Below are 26,297 nucleotides of genomic sequence, written 5' to 3'. Positions count from 1 at the left end.
GCCTCGCAAAGAAAGGCCGGGCTTTCGCCCGGCCCTTCATAGCACTAGATACATCAACCTTTCGATTTAGTTGGATCGTCCTTACGCTGGTAAGTCCGTTCCTCCTGAATCTTCCCGTCTTCCTTGTGGATTTTTACGGACCCCACTTTGTCGTTCATAAATTCACTGGTTTTGTGAACGATCTCAGCCTTGGTGTCAGCTCTGATCGTGGCGCGCTCAGCACCTTGTCCCTTGAGCTTCCAGCCATCACTGTCTTTGGTGATGTGATAGTTCTTCATATGAACCTCGCTTACGGTAGGTGACTGCCACGTCGTGCCGTTTGACACAACGCCCGCTTCATCAGTACCGTTCGCTTGCTGTAGCACTCGGGACTGACTGCGGACTTCCGTGGCGCTTCCGAGTTCACCAAGCGCCGATCAGCGACTAACTGACCGGCGCTTTTTTTGTGAACTCGGCCCCATCATAACGGCATACATCTCACCAAGCGAGACAACAAGTCTGTGGATAAGCTGTGCATTGTTGTGGATAAAAAAGACGGAGTGGGCTTCAGTTCGGCGTTGCTTTTAATGAAGGGTAGTTTTAGGTGTTGGTTAATTTTTGACCATCAAAGCTGAAATCGCCATCTCCGAACGTACGGTAGGCAATTACGTAGGCGGTTGTAGCCATTCCATTTCAGCAACTCTCGCGCTTCTCCGCTCCACGCTTTTCCACCCTTGACGACTGGTATCCACCTTCGCGTCAGCCAACCTCTACACCACAACATCCCTCGCACCGACAGCCAACCGCTACCACCTCTGGCATCGTTCCCGCGCCCCCACTCTCGGCAATGAGCCGCTAGATGTCGCGGGCACCACCGGCCACCTGTCCACGCAACGGAGCTTGCGCGAAGCGCAGGCGGCCCCATCAACCGATACGGAGATCGTGATGTCACAGAACCTGATTTCGCTGGCCTTGACGGCCGACCAGCTGACGGCCGTGGAGGGCGCGCTGGCCACGCTGGAAGAGAACCTCGCCGGGCTGATCGCGCTGCAGCCGGCGCAGCGTCGGTCGCTGACCAAGATGGGCGACAAGTCGGAGGTATTTTGCCGGCAGGCGCTGAAGCTGCTGCAGCAGAACCCGCAAGTAGTGCCGCCCAGCCTCGACGTGGCTGAGGCGGCGGCGGACCTGGTTGCGTTCGACCAGATCGGCAGCTTCCTGCTGCGCCTGACCCGGCTCAGCGAGCGCGCCGAGGACACCTCGACTGCGCTGGGCAGCGACCTGATGAGTTTTGCGCTGGAGGGCTACGGTCTGCTGAAGGTCAGCGGCAAGAACCAGGGCCTGGAAGACCTGCGCCGCGACCTGGGCGCCCGCTTCGCTCGCGGCGCGGCGCGCACCACGCCCGAGTCGGCGTCCGCCACCGCCTGATGATCCAGCGCAACATGTAACAGGGTGACCACGCGGCCCGGCGCATGAGACGAACCACCTCATGCACCGGGCCTTTTTTGTGCCGGCGCCACGCCATGCGCCCACCGCGAGCGCCGGATCGGCGCGCTGGCCCGACTTGCCGTGCCGCCCACCAGCCAACTTGCTCGACCCACCGGGATCCTTTCCCGACTCACCGAGCTATTTGCTCCGCCGTCCGGGCTTTTTTCTCCACCCGCCGAGCCTTTTGCCCGGCGCGCCGAGCACCCGCAGCCGGCGCGCCGAGTCATTTGCTCGAGCTGTCGAGCGTTTTACCCGGGACGCCGAGTTCTTTTAGCCACCGGCCGAGTTTCTTTACCGGCCCGCCGGCTACCTGAGCCCTGCCTGCCGGGCTATTTGCTCGGTCCGCCGAGAAATGATCTCGGTCGATGCAGCCGGTTACGCCAGCAGCCGAGCGCTTACGCCAGCGCGTTCGGAGAATCTTCCGGCCTGCCGGGATTGCCTACCGAGTTCTGGCAGGCCTGTTGCTTGCTTGGCCAGGTTGAATTGCCCCAGGTCGCTCCATGCTTAGGCTAGTGCCGTTGATTCTCATGCTTGGCATCATCCCCGGCCTGTCGCTGGCGCAGAAGCATGAGCCTTCAACGTCACATGCTGACGCCGTCGGTGTGGCGACGCTGGTGGAGAAGGGCAGCTATACGAACCGCGAGGGGTTCGACGTTCATCGCCCGGCCCATACGACCACGGGGGCGATTCCATCGGGTGCAACTGCACAATGTCGGGACGGATCGTTCAGCTTCAGCATGAGCCACCGCGGCACCTGCTCTCATCATGGAGGCGTTGCCCGATGGCTATGAGCGCAGTGCAGGAAAAAGGTGTCAGGGACAATTTCGAGGCGGCAACGGAACCCATGAAAAAGTGTCACTGACACCATTCTTTCGACACCATTCGTTCGGCTGCGACCCGCTTTGATCTCGCGTCGTTGGCATTGCGCCAACACCCATTTTTCCGCAAAAAAAGGGAGGCGCACCGCGCCTCCCACCATGAATTTATATCAGCCACCGGGGCTTGCGGCAAGGCTCGCCGCGTCACCTAAGATCGCCGGCCTGCCGATCGGGCAGCAAGCATGAGGCGCGCCGGGCGATGCATGACGACGAGTGGGTTCCGGTTACCAGTGAGAATTGCGACCGGGTGGACGGGCCGTTCTATCACGGGACCAGGGCGGATCTTTCGGTCGGTGATTTGCTGACTGCCGGGTTCACCTCCAATTACGACGGTCGCGTCGTGATGAACCATGTCTATTTCACTACCGTGCCCAAAGGGGCCGGTCTTGCCGCGGAGATGTCGCGAGGCGAGGGAAGGCCGCGGGTCTATGTCGTCACGCCGATCGCAGCGTTTGAAGACGACCCGAACGTCACGAACAAGAAGTTTCGCGGCAACCCCACGCGGTCGTATCGCAGCGGATTGCCGCTGAGGATCGTGGGCGAGCTCGAAAGCTGGGAGCCCTACGAGGTGGAGTTCGTGCTGGAACTGAGGCGCCGCGTCGAAGGCGGCATGGGAGAGATCATCAACTGAGAGGATGGGGCGAAAAAAGGGGGCGAGGCAGAGCAGCCGCAAAAAACGGTGTAATCATTCTTTGAGCTCTTGTTGGCTCCGTCCCCCTTTTCGGTCAGTCGTTTTGACGAGCAGCGGAGGGACGATCCGCCTTGTCGGCATCGACTTCTTCGCGGTCGCCATCTATCGATCGTGACGCAGCAGGCAACATCGACGCGAATACCCCATCGCGGCGGATCAGCCCGTGGTAAAGCGCCGCTCCCATGTGCGCCAGGAAGGTGAGGAACAGCAGCATCGCGAATGCGCCGTGCAGGTGGCGCAGCACGGCGAAGGCGACCGGGCTGGTGGGGAAGATCGGTGGCAACCGCAACGCGTCGCCGAGCATCACCGGATAGCCGCCGGCCGATAGCATTGCCCAGCCGATCAGCGGCATCGCCAGCATCAGGAAGTACAGCAGCCAGTGCGAGGCCAGCGCCGCGAGTTTCTGCAGCGCGGGCAGGTCGGCCGGCAACGGCGGTGGCGGATGGCGCACGCGCACAGCCAGCCGGATCACCGCCAAGAGCAGGATCGCGATGCCGAGCGGCTTGTGGATGGCGAGCAGCCATTCGTGCCGCGCGGAGACGGTGGCGACCATGCCGACGCCGATGAACAGCATCGCCACGATCATCACTGCCATCAGCCAGTGCAAGGCGCGCGCGGCAAGTGTGAACCGGTCGGGGGCGGCGTTCATCGGCTCGTCTCCGGCTTGGGCGCGGCGGTGCCGGGCAGGTGGGCTTCCTCGCTGGTGCGGCGCAGGTACGAGTCCGCGTAGGCGGCGGAGCGGGCGGGCAACAGCGGATCGTCGGAAGCCTCGATGCCGGCCGGCAGCACCAGCGGGTCGTAGTTGATGTCGCGGCACGGGCCGCTGGCTTGCGGCGCGCTGCGTTCCAGCACCAGCGTCCCCGCGTCGATCGTGCGGCGGTCGTCCGGCCAGGTCTTCGTCGCGTCGTTGGTCGGGTCGCCCGGCTTGGCCAGGGTCACCTGCAACTGCCAGCGTTGCGGGCCATGGGCGAGGCGTTCGGTGAGGTCGGCTGCAAGGTAATTCGCGCCGCCCGGCGTATTCGCGACGCTGCCGACATCACTCGCCTCGGGCACCATGCGCCAGCGCACCGGATGGTGCTGGCCGGCCGCGTCGACGAACACGAAGGCATTGAGGCCCCAGTAACTCTCCGTGGCGAAGCTTGCCGACGGCTTGGCCGTTTTCGCCCAGGCGCGGAACGCTGCGGTTTCCGGGTGGGCTGCAAAGAATGCAGCGATTTTCGCCGGATCCGGCTTGCCGGTGACCGGGTCCGGTTGCTTCGCCTGCAGTTGCGCGTAAAACGCCTGCGGCGTAGCGACCGGGAACACCGGCATGCTGTTCATCCCGGTACGCCATTGCTGCCCGTTCGCCAGCGTGAAACGCAGCGCCATGCTGCGGATCGGCACGCTGGAATCCGGCGCATACGGGTTGCCGCCAGGTATCGCGAAGCGCCCAACCACCGGCGTGCGCTGCCCCGGCGCGAACACCTCCGCGACGGAATACGCCTGCGCCTGGCCGCTGCTGTCGAAGTGGCCGACCACGCACACGCCTTTCGCATGGTTGCGGCGATAGCCGGCGAACGTACCGGCGTCGTGCTGCAACTGGTTCACCAGCTTCTTCGGCGTGAGCCGATGCGGTGCGAGCCAGCCGCCAACGTAGCCGAACGCTACGGCGACAATGGCGACGGCGCCGATGATCAGGCTCCACGCGCCGATTCGGCGGGGCGGCACATGGAGTGGTGCGGGATCGTGCATGTTCGACTCCTGGGCATGTCTGCGAACGCCATTCGCTGGCGTTGCCGTGTCGCAAGGTGGCGGAGGGCGCTGGCTGCGGCGCGGCTGCTGAGGGGTATTCGCTCAGCCCATGCGATTCGTTACATGCACCCTGGTGCGGGTATTTGCCGGGAGGATATCGTTGCGGGGCGGGTGATATCGTCACGCGGAGGCTGTAAACGGATAAGCGCTGTCGCCGCCATTCTCTGAAAGTGGGAACAAGCGTGAAAAAACTAATCGCACAGAGTTTCGTGTTGTCCGTTCTGGGCGTGGCGTCCCTGGGGGCGAAGGGATCTCCGCAAGATTTACCGCCGCCACCGCCACCGCCGGTCGCGACCATGCATGTCGAGAAGCCCGTGATTCGGGGCGGCGATCCTGGCCCAGTGCCAGCGATACAGTCGATCTACGCCGCCTACTCGAAATATGAAGTGGTCACCATGGAGGCCGGGCATGGTAACCAGAACATGGATCAGTTCATCTACAGCTTACTGATCGACAACCATTTCCCGGGGCGTATTCAAGACATAGTCGTCGAGTGCGGGAATTCTCTGTATCAGCCCTCGTTGGATCGCTATATCGCGGGCGGGAAAGTCGAGGCTTCCGAAATACAGCGAGTATGGCGAAATACCTCGCAACCCATGTGCGCAGTGTCGAGCTTCTATGAGCAGCTATTTCCGCTGATACGTCGGCTAAACCAGAGGCTGGCTCCGGAAAAGAGGGTCCGTGTCATAGCGGGAGACGTTCCGATCGACTGGAATCGTGTGCGGACCCGTGATGATTTGATGCAAGCACCTCAAGACCGTGACGGAAGCATCGCAACAATCATGGAAAAGGAAATCCTGTCAAAGCACCGCAAGGCACTGATGCTTTTTGGCATCGACCACCTCTACCACGGATCGGTCGGGGATGCCGATGCGCTTGGTGCGGTAGGACGCTATGAGCGCAAATATCCCGGAATCACGTTCGTAATTGCCGATCACACGGGATTCGGAAACGGTACGCCTTACGAGCGTTTCAATAATGAGCTGGAGCAGCGCATGTCGTCCTGGCCGGTGCCATCAGTGACGACCCATCTGGCAGGCTCATGGCTGGCCGACATCCTGGACAAGACGGAGTCGGCGGGTGTTGTAACAAAGATGCGTCTTGGTGAGGATGACAAGATGATCACCAGTGTTGCCTCCGTAGCCAATGGTCGGGCGTTCGCAACAATGGTTGACGCGTATCTCTACCTTGGTCCGCGAGACCTTCTGCTGAATGAGACGGTGCCCGCGCACGTCCTCCTGGATAAATCGTTCGTAGCCGAAATGCGTCGTAGAGCCGCGTTGATGGGGGATAGCGAGGTTACTGACCAAGCTGATCCCGACAAGGTGTCGGCGGCTGGATATAGTCCTTTTTACTATGAGGGTAACCCGTAGCGAACAGAAAAGGGCAGGTTCATTCGAATTAGAGAATGAACCTGCCCTTCATTCAGCGCCGACCACTCCCCTCAAATCACCTCGGCGTAAGCCGATACAACCCGCCCGGTTTGGCGTCCTCCACCATCCACAGCGAGCCATCCGGCGCTTCTTCGATATCGCGGACGCGTTTGCCGACGTCCCAGCGGTTGGTGGCGGTGGCGCCGCCCTTGGCGTCGAAGGTGACGCGGATGATGGTTTCGCTGGCAAGGCCGCTGATCAGGGCGCTGCCGTTCCATTGCGGGAACATGCTGCCCTTGTAGAACATGATGTTGCCCGGCGCGATGATCGGTACCCAATAGATCACGGGTTTGACGAGATCGGGGCGCGTGTCGGGGCTGGGGATGGGTACGCCGTCGTAGTTGACGCCATACGAGACCAATGGCCAGCCGTAGTTCTTGCCACGCTTGATCAGGTTCAGCTCGTCGCCGCCGCGCGGGCCATGCTCGAGTTCCCACAGCCGGCCATCCGGTCCGAAAGCAAGACCATAAGGTGTGCGGTGGCCGGTGCTCCAGGTCTCGGCGGGCGTGAGGTTGGGGCCGGGGAAGGTATAGGTGCTGACCACCGGCGCTTTCTTGGCCGCTTCGGTGTCGGCCGGCGGATCGATCAGCGGGATGCTGCGGGCACCGACCTTGCCGGCCCACGGGTTGCCGGGCGCGGGTTTGCCGTCCAGCGTCAGCCGCAGGATCTTGCCGACCGGCTGGTCGGGATCCTGCGCGGGGGTGAAGCGCTGGCGGTCGCCCACGGTGAGGAAGAGGTATTTGCCATCCGGCGAGAACGCCACCGCGGCGCCCGCCTGGCCGCCCTTGCCGGTGGGCATCTGGTGCCACAGCACCTGGAAGTTGTCCAGTCGGGGTTGCTTGTCATCCAGCACCAGCTGGCCACGGCCCAGCGCCAGGCCGCCGCCGTACTCACCCGGTGCGACATAGGTGAGGTACACGTTGTGGTCCTTGGCGTAATGGGGCGAGAGATAGACGCCCAGCATGCCGTTCTGGCCCTGGAACCAGCTGGCCGGAACGCCCTTGAGTTCGGTCTTGTCGCCCTGCGGCGTGACCAGCTGGACGCGGCCGACTTTCTCGGTCACCAGCATGCGGCCATCGGGCAGGAAGGCGATCCGCCAGGGCAGGTCGAAGCTTGCCACCTTGGTGATGGTGAAGGGGAGGTTGGGATCGGCGGGCTGCTCGCCTGCGTTGGTCTGCGCGTGGGCCGTGCTTGTGAGCAGAGCCGCAAGAAAGACCGCGTTCGCCAGCTTCATCATTTGCATATGTCCTTGCGTCCGGATGATCGAACATCTTAATGGGGTGGGGTTGTCCGCGGCGACGCCTCGACCCGGCGAAAGCGCGGGGCAGTGTGCATTTTCCGGTACCGGGTCGAAACTGCCCCTATCGGCAGGCCATCAGCAGGCGTTCGCGCGGCCGATCGCGTAGCGCAAGCCACGCAACAGGTGCGCGCGGAAGACGGCATCGGCGTATTGCGCGTCGGTGTGCCCGAGGCCGGTGTACCAGGCACGTCCACCCAGGCGGTTCGAGCACCAGGCGATCGGGTGGTCGGCGCCCATCGTGCCGCCCTGGTAACGGCTTTCGTCCACGGTGGCGATCACGTTGACGTCGGCGCGCGGGTTGCTGCGGTAGTTGTACAGCTCGTCGGTGGTTTGCCAGTCAGGTGCCAGCGCGGCTTCGTCGCCCTCGAACCGCACCAGGGTGGTCTGCAGCCCCTTGGGATGGCTATGGAACCAGGCGCCGACGAGGCGGCCGTACCAGGGCCAGTCGTACTCGGTGTCAGCCGCGGCGTGCACGCCCATGTAACCGCCGCCCTTGCCGATGTAGCGCTCGAACGCCGCCTGCTGGGTATCGTCGAGCACATCACCGGTGGTGCTGAGAAACACCACCGCATCGAAGCGGGCCAGGCTGGCGTCGTTGAACAGGGACGGGTCATCGCTTTGCGTCACTTCGATGCCCTCCGCTTGCCCCAGTTCGCGCAGCGTCTGCACGCCGGTGGGAATCGACTCGTGGTGGTAGCCGGCTGTGCGGGTGAACACCAGGATGTGCGGGGTTTCCGCGGGCGTCGCGCTGGCGCTTGTCTTGCCGAGCGCGTCGGTGGCCGGTGATGTGCAGCCGGGCAGCAGGGCCATGGCCAGTAGCAGGGTGATGAGCAGCGCGGGGATGGTTTTCATGCGTCGAGTGTGACTTGCTTTGGCGCCGGATGCACTTCACCGTCATGCGCCGGAACAGAGGACGCCGGGTATCGACGTCCATTACGGTACCGGGTCAGGGAATACCGCAGACAAGCCATGGCCGCACGAAAAACTGAAAACCCTCCCTCCACCGATCCCGCGGCCCTGGCCGAGGAGCTGCGACACGCCGTCGGTACGTTCGTGCGGGCGATTCGCAAAAGGACGGCTACCGAAAAATCCGCGCAATCCGACGTGCTTGGCCTGCTTGAGCGCGAGGGGGCGATGAACGTGGCGGCCCTGGCGCAACGGCGCAATGTGACGCATCAGTCGATGCGTGTCGCGGCGGCGCAACTGGTGGCGGATGGATTGATCGAGCGCAGACCGGATCCGGATGATCGGCGCAGCTGGTTGTTGTCGCTGTCCGGCAAGGGCCGCACCCGGGTACGCCGTGATCGCGACGCCCGCGCCGCGCGGATCGGCCAGCTTGTCGAAGCCACGCTCTCGGCGGCGGAGCAGCAGCGGCTGCGTGCATCGATCGAACTGCTCAACCGGATCAGCGCCGCCGCGGACGACTGAGCCGGTCAGTTTTTCAACTGCGCCAGTACCGCCGCCAGCGTGTTCAACCCCCAATGCTCGGCGTAGCGTCCGTCGACGACACGAACAATGTCGATCACGTCGATCGCGACCGCCCGCCAAGTCGCCTCCATGCCCAACAGCGTGCCGACGTGGGTGCCGCTCACGGTCTTGCGCGTGGTGACCTTGTCGCCCTCGGCGACCTGATCGTGGATGGTTACGCGCAGCTCGCCCAGCGCCGGGCGCAGCACGTGCTCGAACGTGTTCCACAGGCTTTCCGGCCCATCCGGCGCACCCGCTGGGGCCGACCGGTTGACGAAATCCGGGTGGATCAACGCATCGAACGACGCACGGTCGCCCTTGGCGATCACTTCTTCATTGAACCGTCGCACCACGGCCTTGATGGCATCGGACGACATCGCACGCTCCTGTTTGTTCGCTGGTTCAAATTGTACAGTGCAACTGTATAAATTCAGCGACGCCAGGCGGGTCTGTCGATGACGGGTGCTCAGTCCCGAGGCTTGCGTCGGGCGCGCCTCTTCCGGGTGGTAACAGACCCTGCACTGGTGCCTGGGTGCTCCATCTGCTCCAGCCAGGCGAGGTCATCGACGTAGGCCAGAAAAGCGCGCAGGTAGGCGGGTGACAGTTCGCGCATGAGTGCGATGGCGCGACTGGCCAGCGCGGTGGAGTTGAGCGGGCCGGCGTCGGTGGCGGTGTGGGCGACGGACTGCTGCAGCTGGCTGTCGGCGCGGAGGGTGGACCAGAGCTGGCGGAAATCGGCGAGGGCAGGGATGTCCGGATACGCAGCGGTTTGTGGTGAGGGTTCGCGGGCGAGATCCGCGACGAGGTCGCGCAGGCCTGGCTGCGACGGGGCGGGCGGTGTTTTGTCGAGCGCGGCGGTGTCGGCTGCGCGCAGCTCGGCCAATCGCGTTTCCAGGGCGCGGCGCGCTTCGCCGCCAAGGTTGGCGGCGCGCTGTTCCATGGCGGCAATCAGCTGCGCGTGGATGGCCGAGGTGGTGTCAGCGGGCATGGCCGGTATCGGCGTCTTCCGGCGCGACGTTGGCGGCCGAGGAGCGGGGGATCGGGGCGATTTCCACGCGGCGGTTTTTTGCGCGGCCGGCTTCGTCGGTGTTGGCGCTGACCGGTTGCTGCGCGCCGAAGGCGGCAGCGAACACGGCGTTGGCGGGTACGCCGGCGGCGATCAGCGCGCGGGCGACGGTGAGGGCGCGCTGGGCGGAAAGCTCCCAGTTGTCGGCAAACTGGCGGTTGTCGCCGTGCACGGGCTGGTCGTCGGTGAAGCCGCTGACCATCAGCAATTCGTCGCGTGATTGCAGGTACTGCGCCAACGGTGTGGCGAGGCTCTGGATGAGCTGGCGGCCGTCCGGCTGCAACTGGTCGGAGTTGAGTGCAAACAGCAGGTTGCCGCGGATGCCGATGCGGCCGTTCACCAGGGTCACGCGGCCTTGCGCCAGCGGCGTGGCCAGCGCCTGTTCCAGCGTGGTGCGGCGTTGCAGTTCGGCCTGGCGTTGCTGCTCGGCGACTTCAAGTTTGTGCGACAGCTGCAACTGCACGCCGATCACGCCAACCAGGATCAGCACGAACGCGCCCAGCAGCACCGACATCAGGTCGCCGAAGGCCCAGATGGGGGCGGTGGATTCGGCGTCGGCTTCGACGTCGTCGCTCATGCCTTCGCCGCCTTGCCCGGCGCACGCTGGTCGGCGAGCTGCTGCATGTCGGCGATGATCTGTTGTTGCGAGAGCACGCTGAGCTCGACCACTTCCTTCGCCTGGGCCACGTAGTAGGCGAGTTGCTCGTCGCTGCGCGTGAGCGAGTTGTCGAGGGCGCCGGCGATCTGTTGCAGGCGTTCCATCAGCGCGTCGTTCGCCTGGCCGAATTGCGCCACGCCGGCGCCGAACGCTTCACCCAGGCTGGCGACTTCGACGGCGCTGGCGGTGACTTGTGCGGCGGCGGTGTCGAGCTTGCCGGTTTCGGTTTCGATCTGGGCGGCGAAGCGGGTGCCCACGCGGTCGAGCAGATCGGCCGAGGTGCTGACCAGGGCGTCGACGGCGCTGCGTTGTTCGGTGGAGGCGTGGTTGACGGCGTCGAGCAGGGTTTCCAGCGTGGCCAGCAGGCGGCTGCGCTCTTCCAGCATGGCGGTGTCGCGGACCATGCTGTCGGAGAGTTTCTGGCGCAGCTCGCCGACGACTTCGGCGGCCACGCGCGGCGCTTCGGAGGCTGCTTCGACCAGGCGGGCGATTTCCGCGAGAGTCTTGCTGGCGGCGGCTTCAGTTTGCGTGGCGATGGCGCCGGCGGTTTGTTCCAGCGTGTCGCAGATGGCTTGTTGATGGCTGGCAGTAGCGTCGCCGGCCGCTTCCCACCGAGTGCCCAGTTCGGTGCTGAGGGCGTCGAGTTTCTGCGCCCAGGCGGCCAGGCGTTCGCCGTCACGGCTCTCAAGCGCCGCCTGCAATTCCGCATGCGAACGGTCGACCGCCTGCACCAGTGCGGCCGCGTGCGACTCGAAGGTTTCGCTGGCGGCGGCCAGTGCCTGTCGGTTGCCTTCGGCCAGTTCGGCGTGGACCGCGTCCTGTTTCGACAGGGCGTTTTGCCAGGCGTCGGCCGCGCGGTCGGCGCTGGCGTCCAGGCGGGTGGCGACGCCGTCCAGCAAGGTGGACGAGCGCTGCTCGAAGGTGTCGGCAAAGCGGGCGAGGGCGTTGCCAAGATCCTTTGCATGGGCCTCGTTGGTCTGCCGGTGCTGGGCGAGCGCGTCGTTCCAGATGCCGGTGACGGTGCGCGCAGTGGTATCGAAACCGGTGGTGAGGCCATCGAGCTGGCGCTGCACGGCGTCGCCCACGCTGGCCTGGATGGCGGTGCTCTCGCGGGCCAGGCTGGCCAGCGTGGATTCGACCACCGGCTGCAACACGCTGGCGGCGGTACGCGCGCTGTCGACCACGCTTGTCTGCAGCGACTGCTCGACCGAGCGGGCCAGTCGCGTGTACGCCTCTTCGGTATGGCGATGGAAAGCTTCGCGGTCGGCGTGCTGGCGCTCGTGGGCGGCGGCGCCTTGCTGCTCCAGCGTCGCGGCCATCGCCTGCAGGCGCTCGACCAGGGCGGGCATGGCGGCGGCCTGTTGTTGCAGCAGGCGGAAGGAGGCCTCGCGCTGGTGTGCCTGCGAGTGGATGCGCAAGGTGGTGGCTATGCGGGCATCCAGCGCTTGCACCGTTTCCAGCCGCTCGCGGCGGACCAGCGCCGAGAGCAGGCCGAGCATGGCCGAGCTGGCGACGCCGGCGATGGAGGTGCCGAAGGCGAACGCCAGGCCGTTGACCGGCGCGGCCAGCGAGCCGCGGATCGCCTGCAGGTCGCTGGCGCTGCCCAGCGCCGTGCCGGTGCCGCGCAGCGTGGCCATCATGCCGAGCAGGGTGCCGAGCATGCCCAGCAACACCAGCAGGCCGACCAGGTACGGCGTCATCGCCGGCGCCGGCAGCGCGCTGCGCTCGCCTTCCACGCGCAGGCGCACGGCGTGGCGCAGGTTGGGATGCAGGCGTTCCAGCCAAGGGCCGAGCTCGGTAGGTGGCTCGGTCAGTTCATCCACCGCCTGATGCAGCGTGGCGGTGGCCTGCCGGTAGCGGAACAGCTCGAACGCGCCGGCGAGATAGCCGGCGCCGATCAGCACGGCGATGGCCGTGCCCAATGGGTTGTTGCCGACGTAGCCGATGACGATCCAGCCGATGGCGGCGAGGCCCAGCGTGAACACGGAAAGAAGAAGCAATCGTTTGAACATGGTGTACCGGGTCAGGAGGTGCGTAGCGCCGCGAGCAGCGCGTCCACCGGTTGGAAACGAAGATCCAGCTCGGCCAGCAACACGCTGCGCATGTCGCGGCGGAAGCTGTCGAGCCAGGTGGTTGAGGTGTCCGCCGCGGTACGCAAGCGTTCGAAGCGTTGGCCCAGCAGCTCGGGCACCTTGGCCAGCAAGGTGTGCTCGCGCGGGGTGATCGCCACCTCCATCGCGGCGTCCACTTCGGCCAGCTGGCCCATCCCGGGTGACGCCGCGAGCGCGTCGCGCAGCTTGCCGCGCAGGCGACCCACGGCGGCCTGCGTGGCGCGCTGGCGGCTGAGGCAGAGCTGGCGGAACGCGGCGTAGTCCGCTTCGGCGGGCGCCGCAGGCGCCAGCAGCGGGGCATCCTCGACCGCCGCCGTCAGCACCTCGCGTGCCCGCGCGCACTCGGCGTGCAGGTCGTCCGGCGCCACGGCGGCGATCGCGGGCTCGGCCGGCCGGGCGTCGAGCGCGGCAGCCAGCGCCAACGCGTGCTTCCAATCCAGCCATTGGCCCAGCCGGTCGGGCAGCGACGGGCGGGCGGGTGCCAGATCGGTTTCGGCCAGGCGTGCCAGCAGGCGGATGAAGGTGGGCCCGCGAACCGGCGGACGGAGTGCTGCTTGGGCCATGTTTTCCGGGGCAAATCGGGCAGTTTAACCCGGCCGGGGCTGTCGGCGGTTGACCTTGTGTTATCGGGCGTGACCGGCCTGTACGGCGAAGCGACCGGCAATTTCGGATACTCGCCGTCCATCGGCATTCGAAGAAGAGGAGTTGCGCCATGACTGCATTCACGGGCGGCTGTCTGTGTGGCGACGTACGCCTGCGCGCCACGGGCCAACCTTACCGGGTGGGGCTGTGCCACTGCCTCGATTGCCGCAAGCACCATGGGGCGCTTTTCTACGCGGCGGCGATCTTTCCACAGGACGCGGTGGCCATCGAAGGCGAAACGCACGATTACGCCGGGCGGCACTTTTGCCCCCGCTGCGGCTCGTCGGTTTTCGCCCGCTTCGACGACGAGATCGAGGTGCACCTGGGGACGCTGGATGCGCCCGATCAACTGGTACCGACCTACGAGAACTGGACCATCCGCCGCGAACACTGGCTGCCGCCGTTTGCGCTGGCGCATCACTACCCGCGCGATCGCGAGCACACAGGCCGGCACGAGGACTAGCGTTGCGCTGCTTCACGTCGGCGGCGCCGATCTGCAACCGCCATCCCGGTTGATCCCGCAGGGCTGGGTACAATCATCCGTTGCTCCAGGTTTGATGAAACAACCCAAACGTTCGCCGCGAATCCATCAGGGAAACAGACGACCCATGCTCAAGGCCACGCTTCTCGCTTTCACCCTGTTTGCCGTTACCGCGCTGTCCGCGACGGCGGCTCAACCCGTCGCCGATCCACTCGCTCCCGCAGGCCATTGGACCGGCGCCACGGCAGGGCGCGCCGCCACGCCGCCGATGGGCTGGAATTCGTGGAACGCGTTCCGTACCGACGTCGACGAGGCCAAGGTGATGGGCACGGCGAAAGTGCTGGTCGACAGCGGGCTGCGCGATCTGGGCTACATCTACGTGAACATCGACGACGGCTGGTGGCTGAAGCGGCGCACCAGTGACGGGCGCATGCAGGTGCGCACGGCGATCTTCCCGTCGGCGAAGGTTGGCGGCAGCGAGACATCCAGCTTCCGTCCCTTCACCGACAAACTGCACCGCATGGGGCTGAAGGCCGGCATCTACACCGACATCGGCGGCAATTCCTGCTCGCAGGCGTACGACCTGCATTCGCCCAACCTGCCCGAGGGCACCACCGCCGAACGGCAGATCGGCCTGCGTGGCCATGTGCAGCAGGACATCAAACTGTATTTCGCCGATTGGGGCTTCGACTACATCAAGGTCGACGCCTGCGGCATCAACGTGTACGGGGCGGACAGCCCTGTGGTGAAACAGCACAAGTACAACGTGTACCCGCCGCTGATTGACCAGGCCAGCATCAACCGCACGGATATCCCGGCCGTGCGTGCGCTATACCAGCAAGTGGCCGATGCCCTGGCCGCCAGCAATCCCGATGGCGACTACGTCTATTCCATCTGCGCCTGGGGCGCCGCCGACGTGCGGTCGTGGGGCAAGGACGTGGGCAACCTGTGGCGTACCAGCGGCGATATCACGCCGCAGTGGGGGCGCATGCTGCACACCTTCGACAGCGCCTCGACGCGCGCGCTGTACGCCGGCCCCGGGCACTGGAACGACCCGGACATGCTGTTCGTCGGCCACGGCGATTTCGACGTGCACCACCTCACCGAAGCGCGCACGCATTTCTCGCTGTGGGCCATGATCAACGCCCCGCTGATCATCGGCTACGACCTGCGCAATGCGCCACCGGCGCTGATGAGCATCTGGTCAAACAAGGACATCGTGCGGGTCAACCAGGACCGCGGCGGCCACCAGGCGGTACTGGCCTACGACTCGGACGACGTGCAGATCTTCGTCAAGACGCTCAGCGATTCCGGCACCAAGGCCGTGCTGCTGCTCAACCGCGGCTCGGGACCCGCCGAGATCACGCTCACGCCCGCGCAGCTGAAGATGGTGGGCGATGTGGCGCTCACCGACCTGTGGTCGAAAAAGACCATGACGCTCACGGGCGGCGAGCAGACATTCACCTTGCAGCCGCGCGAATCGCGCGTATTCGAGGCGAAGGGAAAACGGCAGCTTGCCGATGGCATGTACCTGTCGGAAATACCCGGCGCCATCAACATCGCCCGCGATGGCGTGGCCGTACCCTTGCCCGATCCGATCGTCCATCGCATGAGCAACCCGTGGGGCGCCACCACCAATGGTGGCGAGCGCCCGAGCTACGGCGGCTGGGGCGGCGCCCGCGCCGATGCCACACCGTACGACCAGGCGTTGACCGTGGATGGAACAGTCTTCACCTCCGGCATCGGCATCCTGGCCAATTCGCGCATGGAAGTGAAAGCCGCCGGCTTCAGCCACTTCGAGGCAAAGGTGGGCGTGGATGATTCCACCCGCAACCTGAAAGACAAGGTCGTGTTCCAGGTTTTCGGTGATGGCCACCTGCTGGCGCAGGCGACGGCGGCTTATGGGCAGGCGGCGCAACCGCTGACCGCCGACCTCGCCAACGTGAAGATCGTCGAGCTCGTCGCGCGCAACGATGCCAGCAGCAGCGACCTGCCGTTGGTGGTTACCTGGGGCGATGCCGCGTTGCGGGAATGACGACAGGGCAATCCCGGGCTGCTGGTTTCGGAAATGATCGGCGGCACCGGCTCGAACGATGAGGCCTGCGCCACCGTGCGCTGGCAGGCAATGCCTGCCGGACGGAGGAGCGGGCGCTAACCGATCGCCGGCGGTGGGGCGGGATAGCGCTCGACGTACGACTCCCCGTGGCTGCCTTCATAGGTCACGTGGCGTTCGACGAAATCGACTTCATAGCGGATCACGCCCGCCTGCCAGGCGGCCAGCAGGAATTGCGGAAACGTGCTTTCCCCAGCCTGATCCGCACGGATCGCGGCCACCAGCGCCTGTTCGTCAAAGGGCGGCACGTCGAAACTCCCCGACATCAGCGGCGTGCCTTGTTGCATCACGCTGCCGAGTTGCGTCAGATACAGGCTCGCGCATGCGGGCAAATGCCACACGTTTCGCGTTACGCCGGCGCGCCTGAGGGTTTCGGCCAGGTAGGGGAACCCGCCCACACGCGGACGTCCAGCCATCGCCCGTTCCTGTGCGACCTGCAGGTTGGAAATAGCCTCACTCATCGTGTACCTCCCGGGTGTGTTGCAAGGGATCGAGCCGTGACGCTGGGGGCGCCGCCTAGTCGACCGGTACAGTGTCTATCGCGTGAACATCCGCCAGCTTTTGAAGCAGTCGCCGCAACTCGATCCTTTCGGCGGTATCGAGTCGGCCGAAGAAGTGCTCGTCGTTGTCGTCGGCCATCGCCCGCAATCGCGGCAGGGTGCGCTTTCCGGACGGGGTAAGCGAAAGCAGTTGTGCGCGATTGTCCCGCGGACTCGACACACGCACGATGCACTGTTTCCTCGCCAGTTTGTCGACGATTTTCGAGATAGCGCCGCGGGTCATGTGCATGGCGTCAGCCAGATTGGCCGCCGTGATGTCAGCGCGACGTTCGATATGGTTCAGCGCCACCCACTCCGCGACGGAAAGCTGCCTGACCTGGAGGGCGCTGGCGAAGCTTCCCGAGACATGATTGGAAACAAGTCGAAGCCAGTAACCCAGGTGGATTTCGAGGGGCTTGTCCGGTACCGCACGGCTTGCCTGTTCCTTCATCTTCGGTCCTGCCCATGGTTTCCGTGGAACCCATGATGGTTTCCATGGAAACATGATGTCAAGCATTCCTGCGACGGGGGTACGGTCAAATCTGTCCGTATCGTCCCCACGCGTTGTATCGTCTGGGTTTCGGTCAGCCCATGCCGTACCGCCCCGTGGCTCAGGCGGAGGCAGAGTCGAACTGACGTGTGTGATCGCTGAGGGAAGAATTCGTGGATATTGGTGATCGCTATCGGCTCCTTGTCGAATCGCTCGAAGACGTTGCTGTTTACATGGTGGACGCCGAGGGGCGCATCGAAAGCTGGAACCGCGGCGCCGAACGGTTGACCGGCTATTCGCGGCAGGATGCGGTCGGCATGCCGGTAACGGCGCTCTATCCGCACGAACAGCACATGGCGGTGTTGTCGGACGCCAGGTCGGCGTGCCAGAACGGCGTAGACGGTCGGAAGATCGTGGGCGAGCTTCGCTGCAAGGATGGCTCGTTCGTTGCGGCTTCCATCACGGTCCAGCCGGTGTGCGATGCCACCGGCACGCTGCTGGGGTGGTGGGAGGTCGTGCACGATCTTTCCCAGCAAAACGCCGATGCCGATGCGCACGAGTTCACCGAGGAACAATTCCGCCGCCTGGTGCAGGGGGTCATCGACTACGCCATCTACATGCTCGATCTGGAAGGCAATGTTCACTCCTGGAATACGGGTGCCGAGCGCATCAAGGGCTACCGGGAACAGGAGATCATCGGGCGGCACTTCTCGACGTTCTATACGGAGTCCGACCGGGCTGCCGGCGAACCCGCGCGGGGCCTGGCGCATGCGCTGGAACACGGTCGCTTCGAGAACAAGGCCTGGCGCGTGCGCAAGGATGGCTCCCTGTTCTGGGCGCATGTGGTGATCGACCGGGTCGACGACAACGACGGCAACCCGATCGGCTTTGCGAAAATCACCCGCGACGCGACCGAAAGCCTACGGGCCGAGGAGGCGCTGGAGGAGATGCGGCGGGCGTTCCATCGGGCGCAAAAGATGGAGGCGATCGGCCAGCTGACCGGCGGCGTGGCGCACGACTTCAACAATCTTCTGCAGGTCATCAGCGGCAACCTGCAACTCCTCAACGATGACGTTGCGGACAACGATCGGGCAAGGCGGCGGATTGCCAATGCCATGGCCAGCGTGGCGCGCGGATCGAAACTGTCCTCGCAGTTGCTGGCGTTCGGTCGTCGCCAACCGCTGACGCCCAAGGTCATGAACCCCGGCAAGCTCGTCCGTGACATGGACGACCTGTTGCGGCACACGCTGGGGGAGGGTATCGAGATCGAAACCGTCATCAGTGGCGGGCTCTGGAACACGTCCGTCGACCGGACGAATCTGGAAAACGCCATCCTGAATCTCGCCATCAACGCGCGCGATGCGATGGACGGCAGCGGCCGGCTGACCATCGAGGCGGGCAATGCCTATCTCGACGATCAATACGTCCGTCGCCAACATGAAGTGAAGGCCGGACAATACGTGCTCATTGCGGTGACGGATACCGGCTGCGGCGTGCCGGCGGATCTGCTGGAGAAGGTGTTCGAGCCGTTCTTTTCCACCAAGCCGGAAGGAAGCGGCACGGGGCTCGGCCTGTCGATGGTTTACGGGTTCGTCAAGCAGTCGGGCGGGCATGTCCAGATCTACAGCGAAGTGGGCTATGGCACCACCGTGAAGATCTATCTCCCGCGCAGCATGCAGGCGGAGGAAGCGCAGGGCACGAGCGCGCCGGACCTGATGCGCGGGGGCACCGAGTCGATCCTGGTGGTGGAGGATGACGAAGCGGTGCGGGAGACGGCTGTCTCGCTGCTGCGCAACCTCGGCTATCGCGTCCTGCAGGCGCCCGATGCCCGCAGCGCGCTGTCGATCGTCGAAAGCGGTGTGGCGCTGGATCTGCTGTTCACCGACGTGGTGATGCCCGGAACGATGCGAAGCCCCGAGCTGGCCATCAAGGCGCGCGAGCGCATGCCGGATCTCGCTGTGCTGTTTACCTCGGGCTACACCGAAAACGCCATCGTTCACGCCGGCCGACTCGACGAGGGCGTGGAGCTGTTGAGCAAGCCTTATACGCAGGAAGCGTTGGCTCTGAAACTGCGCGAGGTGCTTTCCGCACGGACGACGCGACGGCCCGCCGACACGGTGCTTTCCGCGCAGCCCCGGCCATCGCGCGCCACCCATGCGGGACGGTCGAGGATCCTGCTGTGCGAAGACGACGTGTCCATTCGCTCCACGGTCAAGGACATGCTGGAATCGAGGGGGTATGCCGTCGTGGAAGCGGGCTCGGCAGAAACCGCCATCGAGAAGCATCGGCGCGAGCGGATCGATCTGCTGGTCGCGGACCTGAGGCTTCCGGGTTCCTCCGGTATCGATCTGATGAAGACCCTCCGGAAAACCACCGCGGAGTTGCCCGTGGTCTTCACCACCGGTCGCTTCGACGGGGATGCCGATCTGCTGGATTCGCGAACCAAGGTCCTGCTCAAACCGTATAGCGGGGATGCCCTGGTGCAGACGATCTCGCAGTTGCTGGCATAGGGCGTCGCGCGAGCTAACCGGGCAAGCTGACCACCGGCACGAAGCCGCCAAAGATCATCCGCTTGCCGTCGAACGGCATGTCGCTGGCGCCTTCCAGCCGGGGATCTTTCATGAACTTTGCCATGCCGGCATCGCGGGTGGCCTTGTCAGGCCACTCGATCCACGAGAACACCACCGACTCATCCTCCGTGGCCTGCACGGCGCGCCGGAAGTCGGTGAGTTTGCCGTCGGGTACGTCATCCCCCCAGCACTCCATGACGCGCGTGGCGCCGAATTCCATGAGGATGGTGTCGAACGTGGTGGCGTGCGTGGTGAATGCTTCGCGCTTGGCGTTGGGCACGGCGATGATGAAACCGTCGATGTAGGACATGGCTGCCTCCTTGGGTTACGGCGGGCGGTGGGGCCGATTTCTTGTATCGACGAACGAGCGCGCTGGATCGACATGGAGCTTGCGGGTTTCGATTTGCAGCACTGATTCCGAGCGAAAGCCAGGCAACTGGCCTGACTTTCGCCGGTGGAACGACGAACGCTTTCCGCTATTGCTTGTTGGCCACCAGCGTGATGCCGCGGTTGGTGGGTTTGTAGGTGGACACGGTGGTCATCTGCTTGCCGTCCGGCGACACCGTCATCTTCGATATCGAAGTGAGCTTGCCGTCCCGGTAGTTGGTCTCCTGCAGGGCATCCCCCACCATTTTTACCGCGACGGTGTCATGGTCCGGGTCGCCCGCTACAGCGACCGGCTTGCCGCCGAGCTTGGCTGTGTAGGATTCACCCAGCTTGTTGGACATGGTCACCGTGTCGCCGTCGACCTTGTAGGTGGAGGTCAGCCTGTTCTCCGAGGCGCTCTGGTAGCTCGCAATCTGCCAGGAGCCGGCCAGGGCGTTCGAACCCGGTGCCCCGTCGCCCACGCGCGTCAGGGTTCCATGGAACGTCGCGTGCTTGCCGCGATCGGACGTGGCCACGAAGGTGGCGGTCTTGCCGTCCGGGGCCACCGTATAGGTGCGGGTGAAGACGACCTTGCCGTCCTTCTTGGCAGTCTGCTCGACGACGTGGTCGTTGACGACCTTCACGGCCATGTGGTCCATGTCCGGTCGCCCGCTGATGGGCTGGTCAGTGCCGTCGGCCTTGATGTGGATGGGCGGCGCGCAATTGCAGGTGTACAAGCCGTCCTTGAGCGTCATCACCTCCGCTGTTCCGGAGCCGTGGATCTTGCTGACATCGATCTTCCATGTGCCATCGAATGCACTCGCTGCCATCAACGGAAACGGCAGCAGCAAGGCGGTCAGCACCAACATGTTGTTCATCAATCTTTTCATCGCAAGCCCTCGCATTGATTGATACCACGGCCGGGATCTACTCGAATCGCTGAAACCCCCATACATGCCGGGGATGCTTCCTTCTCGAGCCCCAGGGGCGGGGACGGTACTCCGAGTCATGGCTGTGTGCGCGTGCCAAGGGGCGGGCGTGAGGGCGCAAAGGATCAGGAGCAAGAGCGCCCTTCCGCCTTCGGCACGTTCCCCGCGGAGCGGGGGAAAGAAGCTGGTGTGATGTGGCCGCGATCAGCCGCGGCGGGCGGCCTCGATCGCCGCGATGTCGATCTTCGTCATCGTCATCATCGCGTCGAACGCACGCCTGGCGGCGGCAGGGTCGGGGTCGGTGACCGCGGCGGTCAGGGCGCGCGGGGTGATCTGCCACGACAGGCCCCATTTGTCCTTGCACCAGCCGCACTCGCTGGCCTGGCCTCCGTTGTCGATGATGGCGTTCCACAGGTGGTCGGTTTCAGCCTGGTCGTCGGTGGCCACCTGGAATGAAAACGCCTCGTTGTGCCGGAATGCCGGGCCACCATTCAAGCCCAGGCACGGAATGCCCATGACATTGAATTCGACCGTCAGGATATCGCCCTGCTTGCCTGCCGGGTAATCTCCCGGCGCGTGATGCACGGCGCCCACGGCGCTGTCCGGAAATGTTTTGGCGTAGAAGGTGGCGGCGTCCAGGGCGGTGCCGTCGTACCAAAGGCAAATGGTGTTCTTGCTGGTCATGCGGGTTCTCCGGGTCGAAAGCGGCGGAAAGCACTCCTACTCGAATGGCACTGACTTGAACGCAAAAGCCTCACTTTTCGTCATTCCCGCGAAAGCGGGAATCCAGTGACTTCAAGCTGCCAGAGACGCTGGATCCCCGCTTTCGCGGGGATGACGAGCTTGAGTCAGTGCCATTCCACTCCTACTCCATGTCGACGAACGGCGCGCGTGTGGATCGACGCGGGCCACGCACGCGCGTTCCCGCGGCAATGGCGGCCGACCAACCCGCGGTGGCAGGAGCAACCGAGGCGCTCCCGAAGTTTTGTTTTTTCCGTCGTGGCACATGCGGGTTGCTGCCGAGCGGCGCCGTCCATTGTCTGCCAGATGACGACGAGGCGATCGCGCAAGATGTCTGCTCGACACTGCCTGTGCCGAGCGCGGCCTGGCATTTCCTGATCCAGATCATGGGTGCGTGTTCCGTACGGGTATACGGTCGCAGACCCCGACGCCCGCGTGGACGCCGTACCACGTGCGATGGGATGGACGATGCAGGCAACTGTCACGGCACAGCATTCGGCGGTGAGCGCGGAAGATGATCGCGCATTGGCCGCCGTGTTCTCGGCATACACCGTTTCGGCCACCTGCTGGCTGCTGTTTGCCACGGCGGTGGGGTTGCTGCTGGCCTTCAAATTCGGTGCGCCGGATTTCTGGGCGGCGAAGTACCTGACTTTCGGGCGATTGCGGCCGATCCACACCAACGACACGTTCTATGGCTGGGCCAGCATCGGCCTGGTCGGGCTGGCGTATTACGTGGCCGCGCGCAGTAGCGGCACGAAGCTGTACAGCATCAAGCTGGCCTGGATCGGCCTGGCGCTGTTCAACCTCGCCGCCGTCGCCGGCACCATCGCGCTGGAGCTGGGTTACAACTGGGGCGACCTGGAGTACCGCGAGTGGCCGTGGCCGATCCGGCTGGTATTCCTGGCCGCGCTGCTGGTGACCGGCTGGAATCTGATCGGCACGGTGGCGCGACGCACCACCGAAGACATCTATCTTTCCAACTGGTACACGGTATGCGGGGTGCTGTGGACCTGCGTGATCGCGATCGTCGCCACGCTGCCGTGGTACCAGCATGGGCTGGGGCAGGTCGCCATTTCCGGCTTCTACATGCACAACGCGGTAGGCATGTGGTTTACGCCGCTGGCGTTGGGCGTCTTCTATTACGCGATTCCGAAGATCCTCAGCCGCCCGATCTATTCCTATGCGCTGGGCGTGTTCGCGTTCTGGACCAACCTGCTGTTCTACCCGCTGCTGGGCGGACACCATTTCCTGTTCAGCCCGCTGCCGTGGTGGTTGCAGACCACCGCGATCGTGTTCAGCGTGGCGATGCTGGTGCCGGTGTGGGGCGGCAGCGCGAATTACCTGCTGACGATGCGCGGGCGTTACCGCGACATGACGCACTCGTATCCGTTGATGTTCATTTTCGTGGCCGTGATCGGCTATCTGTTCGGCTCGACCCAGGGCACGGTCGAGGCGTTCCGCTCGATGCAGGCGATCTGGCATCTCACCAACTTCACCGTCGGGCATTCGCACCTGACCATGTATGGCTTCGTCACGTTTGCGGTGTGGGGCGGCATCTATGCGCTGCTGCCGCTGGCTACGCACAAGAGTCCCGGCCGGCTGGGCATTGCGCTGCATTTCTGGATGGCGCTGGTGGGCAGTTTCATCTACGTCATCGCGCTGTCCATCGGCGGCACCATCCAGGGGCTGGACTGGCTGCACCAGCGGCCCTTCATTCAGTCGGTGACGGACATGGCGCCGTATTGGGTCTGGCGCGGCGCCGGCGGCTTGCTGATGTTCCTGTCCCACATCGTGTTTGCATGGAACGTGTGGCGGATGACGTCGGGGCAGACCGGTAATGCCGGCTCGCCCATCCTGGCTCGCACCGAGGGGGCCGCCGCATGAAAAAGTTGCTGCAGATTGCCGGCGGCGCACTGCTTGTCTACATCGTCATCGTGATGGGAATTGCGGTGATCCCGGCCATCGACCTGTCGAAAACCCCGCCGGGCCCGGGCGTGAAGCCGTTGACGGCCTTGCAGGCGGAAGGCAGCGCGGTGTACGCCGCCAACGGTTGCGCGTATTGCCACACTCAGCAGGTGCGTCCGCTGGCCGAGGACAAGGTGTTTGGCCGTCCATCCGCGCCGGGCGATTTCGCCTACCAGACACCGGAGCTGCTCGGCTCCGAGCGTACCGGGCCGGATCTCTCCACTATCGGCAGCAGCAAACCCAGTGACGTGTGGCAGTACATCCACCTGTTCGACCCGCGCGCGGTGGTGCCCGAGTCGGTGATGCCTAACTTCAAGTTCCTGTTCCATGTGGTGACCACCGTGCCGCCCGGCGAGACGGCCGTGCCGGTGCCGGCCGCGTTTGCGCCGAAGCAGGGCGAGGTGATCCCGACCCGGCAGGCCAAGGCGCTGGTGGCCTACCTGTTGTCGCTGAAACAGACGCCGATGCCGGGCTACGCCATGAACGGCGGCATGGGCGGCATGACCTCGGCGGCGCCCGCAGCGGCACCGGCACCAACCGCGGCTGCCAGCGGTGGCTACAGCTACGACGCCGCCAAGGGCCAGAGCCTGTTCATGGCCAACTGTTCCGCCTGCCACCAGGCCACCGGCGAAGGCATCCCCGGCGCGTTCCCGCCGCTCAAGGGCAACGCCGCGGTGGATGCGGACAATCCGACCCTGCACATCCACACCGTGCTGCAAGGTGCGCACGGCGTCACCATCGGCGGCGTGGCCTACAGCAGCGTGATGCCGCCGTTCGCCGATCAGTTGAGCGATGCGGACATCGCCAACATCGTCAACTACGAGCGCAGCTCGTGGGGCAACCACGCCAAGCCGGCGACCGCGGCCGACGTGGCTGCCGTGCGCGCCAAGGGCCCGTGAGCAGGAGATCGTCATGCATCATGCTTTTCTCGGGCCGTTCTGGGGCAACGTCGCCATCATCGCGATCGCCGGCGCGATCACCATCGGTTGTTTCGTCGCGATGTTCTGGATGATCTTCCGGCCCGGCGAGAAAGACCCGCATCACGCCAAGTACGAAATCCTGCGCAAGGACCGTTGAGGAAATCCGCCATGTCCAAGTCCCACGTACGCGTCTACCTCGACGACGATCTGCAGCCGGTGGTGGACCACGAACTGCCGACCGCGCTGACCCTCGATACCCGCAAGCTGGCCGACGGCCCGCATCGGCTGATCATCCGCGCCGAGGATCACAGCGGCGCCGAAGGTGTGGAGGAAATCCCGTTCCACGTGCAGAACGGCCCCGGCATCATCGTGTCGGGCTTGCGCCCGGGCTCGACCCGGCGCGGCGAGTTGCACCTGACCGTGGATGCCTTCAGCACCGACGATCCCTTCGACCCGCGGCGTGCCGAGGCGCGTTCGTCGATCCCGGTATGGGTGTGGGTGATGTGCCTGTTTGTGGTGGCCTGGGCGGTCTTCTACGCCGGGCGCATGTGGGATGTGCCGGCGCAATACCGCGACACACCCACCTACGGCCCGCCGCCGGCACAGGCCGCGCCGGCGACGACGCCACGCTGATTCGGGCGCGGAGAAAAAGGGACGCCGTGGCGGCCATGGAGCCACCACGGCACCGGTGAGTCAGACGGCAGCCGTCGCCGCGCGATCCGCGTTGTGGGGATACATCGCGTCGAGGTATTCCTGGTCCATCTCCGTCTTGAACGTGTGCGCATCCTTCAACGCTTCGGCGCGCTGGGCGGCCGGGCGCGCATTGACGCGGTCGAGGAAACGTTTGACGTGCGGAAAGTCGCCCCAGCCCTGTTCGCCAAACATGAAGGGCAGGGCGCGCGCCCAGCCCCACAAGGCCATGTCGACGATGGTGTATTCCTCGTTGACCATGAACGTGCGGGTGGCCAAGTGCTCATCGAGAATCCGCCAGTGGCGCCGCGCTTCGAAGTCGTAGCGATGGAGCGCGTAGGCCTTGGGCTCGGGGGCGAAGTGCCTGAAATGCACCGCCTGGCCGGAGAACGGACCGATGCCGGTGGCGATGAACATCAGCCACGAATACATCCGGCTGCGAACTTCCGGCGTGTTCTCGGGCAGGAACTTGCCGTGCTTCACCGCGAGATAAAGCAGGATCGCCGTGCTGTCGAAGACCACGGCATCGCCGTCGACCAGGGCCGGGGTTTTGCCATTGGGGTTGATGGCGCGGTAGGCGGCGCCGTGCTGCTCGCCTCTGGCCGTGTCGACCGGCACCATCTGGTAATCAAGCCCGGATTCTTCGAGAAACAGGGCGACCTTGGAGGGGTTGGGAGACGGGTGGTAGTAGAACTTCATGAGGTTGGCCTTGGTGGGTGGGGTGGTGGAGGGGCGCCGGGTTTCCCGTGTGGCGCAGCGCAAGCAGAGTGTCTGCGTTTGCACATGCCGCAACCACACCATTCACCGCAAAGTTGGATTGCGTTTTCGGCAAGCTTGTCGACGCCCGCTGGAACGCCGCCGATGGCATCGCCGTCAGGAGCTTCCCCCGCTGTCGATGCGCATTGCCATGTGCCATGCGATGACGGAACGCACCGCCGCGCTTCCACCCCCGCGCCAAGTACGCGAGACTTTGCTGCCATGCACACGGCAAC

The 26,297-nt window shown here is 64.7% G+C and carries 29 protein-coding genes; 12 read left to right on the top strand and 17 right to left on the bottom strand.

The annotated features are described in order from the left end of the window. Positions 1–53 precede the first annotated feature (53 nt). Positions 54–278, bottom strand: coding sequence for a DUF2188 domain-containing protein (locus UU9_RS06920; RefSeq protein ID WP_007081020.1), 225 nt, complete (start codon positions 276–278; stop codon positions 54–56). Between the two features lie 646 nt (positions 279–924). On the opposite strand from UU9_RS06920, the gene UU9_RS06915 reads away from it, so the two are divergent. The 3 genes from UU9_RS06915 to arr all read left to right on the top strand — a co-directional run bounded on the left by UU9_RS06915 (position 925) and on the right by arr (position 2,973). Next, positions 925–1,404 (top strand): hypothetical protein, encoded by a 480-nt coding sequence (locus UU9_RS06915; protein ID WP_007081019.1) that lies wholly within the window; start codon positions 925–927, stop codon positions 1,402–1,404. 587 nt (positions 1,405–1,991) lie between these two features. Beyond that, the gene (locus UU9_RS17505; RefSeq protein WP_156804218.1) at positions 1,992–2,255 is read left to right on the top strand and encodes a DUF3761 domain-containing protein; all 264 of its coding nucleotides are present in this window, start codon (positions 1,992–1,994) and stop codon (positions 2,253–2,255) included. Between the two features lie 286 nt (positions 2,256–2,541). Next, positions 2,542–2,973 (top strand): NAD(+)--rifampin ADP-ribosyltransferase, encoded by a 432-nt coding sequence (gene arr, locus UU9_RS06910; protein WP_007081018.1) that lies wholly within the window; start codon positions 2,542–2,544, stop codon positions 2,971–2,973. Positions 2,974–3,067: 94 nt separating this feature from the next. On the opposite strand, the gene UU9_RS06905 is transcribed toward arr, so the two are convergent. Beyond that, entirely contained in the window at positions 3,068–3,682 is a 615-nt protein-coding gene (locus tag UU9_RS06905; protein WP_007081017.1) for a cytochrome b, read from the bottom strand. After that, positions 3,679–4,764: a catalase family peroxidase gene (locus UU9_RS06900; protein ID WP_007081016.1), complete on the bottom strand. Its 1,086-nt coding sequence runs from the start codon at positions 4,762–4,764 to the stop codon at positions 3,679–3,681. The genes UU9_RS06905 and UU9_RS06900 overlap by 4 nt, the downstream gene beginning before the upstream one ends. Positions 4,765–5,006: 242 nt before the next feature. On the opposite strand from UU9_RS06900, the gene UU9_RS06895 reads away from it, so the two are divergent. After that, positions 5,007–6,197 carry a TraB/GumN family protein gene (locus UU9_RS06895; RefSeq protein WP_156804217.1) on the top strand — a complete coding sequence of 397 codons (1,191 nt, stop codon included), beginning with the start codon at positions 5,007–5,009 and terminating at the stop codon, positions 6,195–6,197. Between the two features lie 76 nt (positions 6,198–6,273). On the opposite strand, the gene UU9_RS06890 is transcribed toward UU9_RS06895, so the two are convergent. Together UU9_RS06890 and UU9_RS06885 are read right to left on the bottom strand one after the other, a co-directional pair. Continuing rightward, a complete protein-coding gene (locus UU9_RS06890; RefSeq protein ID WP_007081014.1) occupies positions 6,274–7,494 on the bottom strand; it encodes a PQQ-dependent sugar dehydrogenase in 1,221 nt (406 codons plus the stop codon). 138 nt (positions 7,495–7,632) lie between these two features. Beyond that, the gene (locus UU9_RS06885; RefSeq protein WP_007081013.1) at positions 7,633–8,409 is read right to left on the bottom strand and encodes a ThuA domain-containing protein; all 777 of its coding nucleotides are present in this window, start codon (positions 8,407–8,409) and stop codon (positions 7,633–7,635) included. A 117-nt stretch (positions 8,410–8,526) separates the two neighbouring features. Here UU9_RS06885 and UU9_RS06880 point away from each other — a divergent pair, with 117 nt between their 5' ends. Continuing rightward, complete coding sequence (locus tag UU9_RS06880) at positions 8,527–8,985, top strand: MarR family winged helix-turn-helix transcriptional regulator (RefSeq protein ID WP_007081012.1); 459 nt, start codon at positions 8,527–8,529, stop codon at positions 8,983–8,985. 5 nt (positions 8,986–8,990) lie between these two features. On the opposite strand, the gene UU9_RS06875 is transcribed toward UU9_RS06880, so the two are convergent. The 5 genes from UU9_RS06875 to UU9_RS06855 all read right to left on the bottom strand — a co-directional run bounded on the left by UU9_RS06875 (position 8,991) and on the right by UU9_RS06855 (position 13,422). After that, positions 8,991–9,401, bottom strand: coding sequence for an ester cyclase (locus UU9_RS06875; protein ID WP_007081011.1), 411 nt, complete (start codon positions 9,399–9,401; stop codon positions 8,991–8,993). 89 nt (positions 9,402–9,490) lie between these two features. Next, entirely contained in the window at positions 9,491–10,012 is a 522-nt protein-coding gene (locus UU9_RS06870) for a DUF2894 domain-containing protein (RefSeq protein ID WP_007081010.1), read from the bottom strand. After that, complete coding sequence (locus UU9_RS06865; protein ID WP_007081009.1) at positions 10,002–10,667, bottom strand: OmpA family protein; 666 nt, start codon at positions 10,665–10,667, stop codon at positions 10,002–10,004. The genes UU9_RS06870 and UU9_RS06865 overlap by 11 nt, the downstream gene beginning before the upstream one ends. After that, positions 10,664–12,760, bottom strand: a complete 2,097-nt coding sequence (locus tag UU9_RS06860; RefSeq protein ID WP_007081008.1) for a DUF802 domain-containing protein — start codon at positions 12,758–12,760, stop codon at positions 10,664–10,666. Before UU9_RS06860 ends, UU9_RS06865 begins: the two co-directional genes overlap by 4 nt. A gap of 11 nt (positions 12,761–12,771) precedes the next feature. After that, positions 12,772–13,422: a DUF3348 family protein gene (locus tag UU9_RS06855; RefSeq protein ID WP_007081007.1), complete on the bottom strand. Its 651-nt coding sequence runs from the start codon at positions 13,420–13,422 to the stop codon at positions 12,772–12,774. A gap of 149 nt (positions 13,423–13,571) precedes the next feature. Between UU9_RS06855 and UU9_RS06850 the strand changes: the two genes are divergently transcribed. Together UU9_RS06850 and UU9_RS06845 are read left to right on the top strand one after the other, a co-directional pair. Continuing rightward, positions 13,572–13,964 (top strand): GFA family protein, encoded by a 393-nt coding sequence (locus UU9_RS06850; protein WP_007081006.1) that lies wholly within the window; start codon positions 13,572–13,574, stop codon positions 13,962–13,964. Between the two features lie 145 nt (positions 13,965–14,109). Further along, complete coding sequence (locus UU9_RS06845) at positions 14,110–16,017, top strand: NPCBM/NEW2 domain-containing protein (RefSeq protein ID WP_007081005.1); 1,908 nt, start codon at positions 14,110–14,112, stop codon at positions 16,015–16,017. A gap of 116 nt (positions 16,018–16,133) precedes the next feature. Here UU9_RS06845 and UU9_RS06840 read toward each other — a convergent pair whose 3' ends face one another. Together UU9_RS06840 and UU9_RS06835 are read right to left on the bottom strand one after the other, a co-directional pair. After that, positions 16,134–16,556, bottom strand: a complete 423-nt coding sequence (locus UU9_RS06840) for a DUF1398 domain-containing protein (RefSeq protein ID WP_040670401.1) — start codon at positions 16,554–16,556, stop codon at positions 16,134–16,136. 55 nt (positions 16,557–16,611) lie between these two features. Beyond that, the gene (locus UU9_RS06835; RefSeq protein ID WP_007081003.1) at positions 16,612–17,085 is read right to left on the bottom strand and encodes a MarR family winged helix-turn-helix transcriptional regulator; all 474 of its coding nucleotides are present in this window, start codon (positions 17,083–17,085) and stop codon (positions 16,612–16,614) included. Between the two features lie 212 nt (positions 17,086–17,297). On the opposite strand from UU9_RS06835, the gene UU9_RS06830 reads away from it, so the two are divergent. Continuing rightward, positions 17,298–19,634, top strand: a complete 2,337-nt coding sequence (locus tag UU9_RS06830) for a PAS domain S-box protein (protein ID WP_040670399.1) — start codon at positions 17,298–17,300, stop codon at positions 19,632–19,634. A gap of 13 nt (positions 19,635–19,647) precedes the next feature. Here the strand turns inward: UU9_RS06830 and UU9_RS06825 are convergent, their stop codons facing one another. The 4 genes from UU9_RS06825 to UU9_RS17880 form a co-directional block, all read right to left on the bottom strand. Then, a complete protein-coding gene (locus UU9_RS06825) occupies positions 19,648–20,004 on the bottom strand; it encodes a DUF1428 domain-containing protein (RefSeq protein ID WP_007081001.1) in 357 nt (118 codons plus the stop codon). A gap of 166 nt (positions 20,005–20,170) precedes the next feature. Further along, on the bottom strand, positions 20,171–20,938 hold the full coding sequence (locus UU9_RS06820; protein WP_007081000.1) for a hypothetical protein: 768 nt from the start codon (positions 20,936–20,938) through the stop codon (positions 20,171–20,173). Positions 20,939–21,193: 255 nt separating this feature from the next. Beyond that, positions 21,194–21,673, bottom strand: a complete 480-nt coding sequence (locus UU9_RS06815; protein WP_007080999.1) for a VOC family protein — start codon at positions 21,671–21,673, stop codon at positions 21,194–21,196. A gap of 181 nt (positions 21,674–21,854) precedes the next feature. Further along, the gene (locus tag UU9_RS17880) at positions 21,855–22,118 is read right to left on the bottom strand and encodes a hypothetical protein (protein ID WP_156804216.1); all 264 of its coding nucleotides are present in this window, start codon (positions 22,116–22,118) and stop codon (positions 21,855–21,857) included. An 80-nt stretch (positions 22,119–22,198) separates the two neighbouring features. Here UU9_RS17880 and UU9_RS06810 point away from each other — a divergent pair, with 80 nt between their 5' ends. The 4 genes from UU9_RS06810 to UU9_RS06800 are packed head-to-tail and all read left to right on the top strand — an operon-like array spanning position 22,199 to position 25,248. Then, positions 22,199–23,614 (top strand): cbb3-type cytochrome c oxidase subunit I, encoded by a 1,416-nt coding sequence (locus UU9_RS06810; RefSeq protein ID WP_007080998.1) that lies wholly within the window; start codon positions 22,199–22,201, stop codon positions 23,612–23,614. Continuing rightward, positions 23,611–24,594, top strand: a complete 984-nt coding sequence (locus UU9_RS06805) for a cbb3-type cytochrome c oxidase subunit II (RefSeq protein WP_007080997.1) — start codon at positions 23,611–23,613, stop codon at positions 24,592–24,594. Before UU9_RS06810 ends, UU9_RS06805 begins: the two co-directional genes overlap by 4 nt. 13 nt (positions 24,595–24,607) lie before the next feature. After that, on the top strand, positions 24,608–24,772 hold the full coding sequence (locus UU9_RS17875; protein ID WP_156458329.1) for a hypothetical protein: 165 nt from the start codon (positions 24,608–24,610) through the stop codon (positions 24,770–24,772). Positions 24,773–24,783: 11 nt separating this feature from the next. Then, on the top strand, positions 24,784–25,248 hold the full coding sequence (locus tag UU9_RS06800; protein ID WP_007080996.1) for a hypothetical protein: 465 nt from the start codon (positions 24,784–24,786) through the stop codon (positions 25,246–25,248). A gap of 60 nt (positions 25,249–25,308) precedes the next feature. On the opposite strand, the gene UU9_RS06795 is transcribed toward UU9_RS06800, so the two are convergent. Then, positions 25,309–26,004: a glutathione S-transferase family protein gene (locus tag UU9_RS06795; protein ID WP_007080995.1), complete on the bottom strand. Its 696-nt coding sequence runs from the start codon at positions 26,002–26,004 to the stop codon at positions 25,309–25,311. Positions 26,005–26,297: the final 293 nt, after the last annotated feature.

Source organism: Rhodanobacter fulvus Jip2, assembly GCF_000264315.1.
Taxonomy (GTDB): Bacteria; Pseudomonadota; Gammaproteobacteria; order Xanthomonadales; family Rhodanobacteraceae; genus Rhodanobacter; species Rhodanobacter fulvus.
The sequence above is the reverse complement of the archived record's forward strand: the minus strand, read 5'-3'. Positions and strand labels throughout refer to the sequence as shown.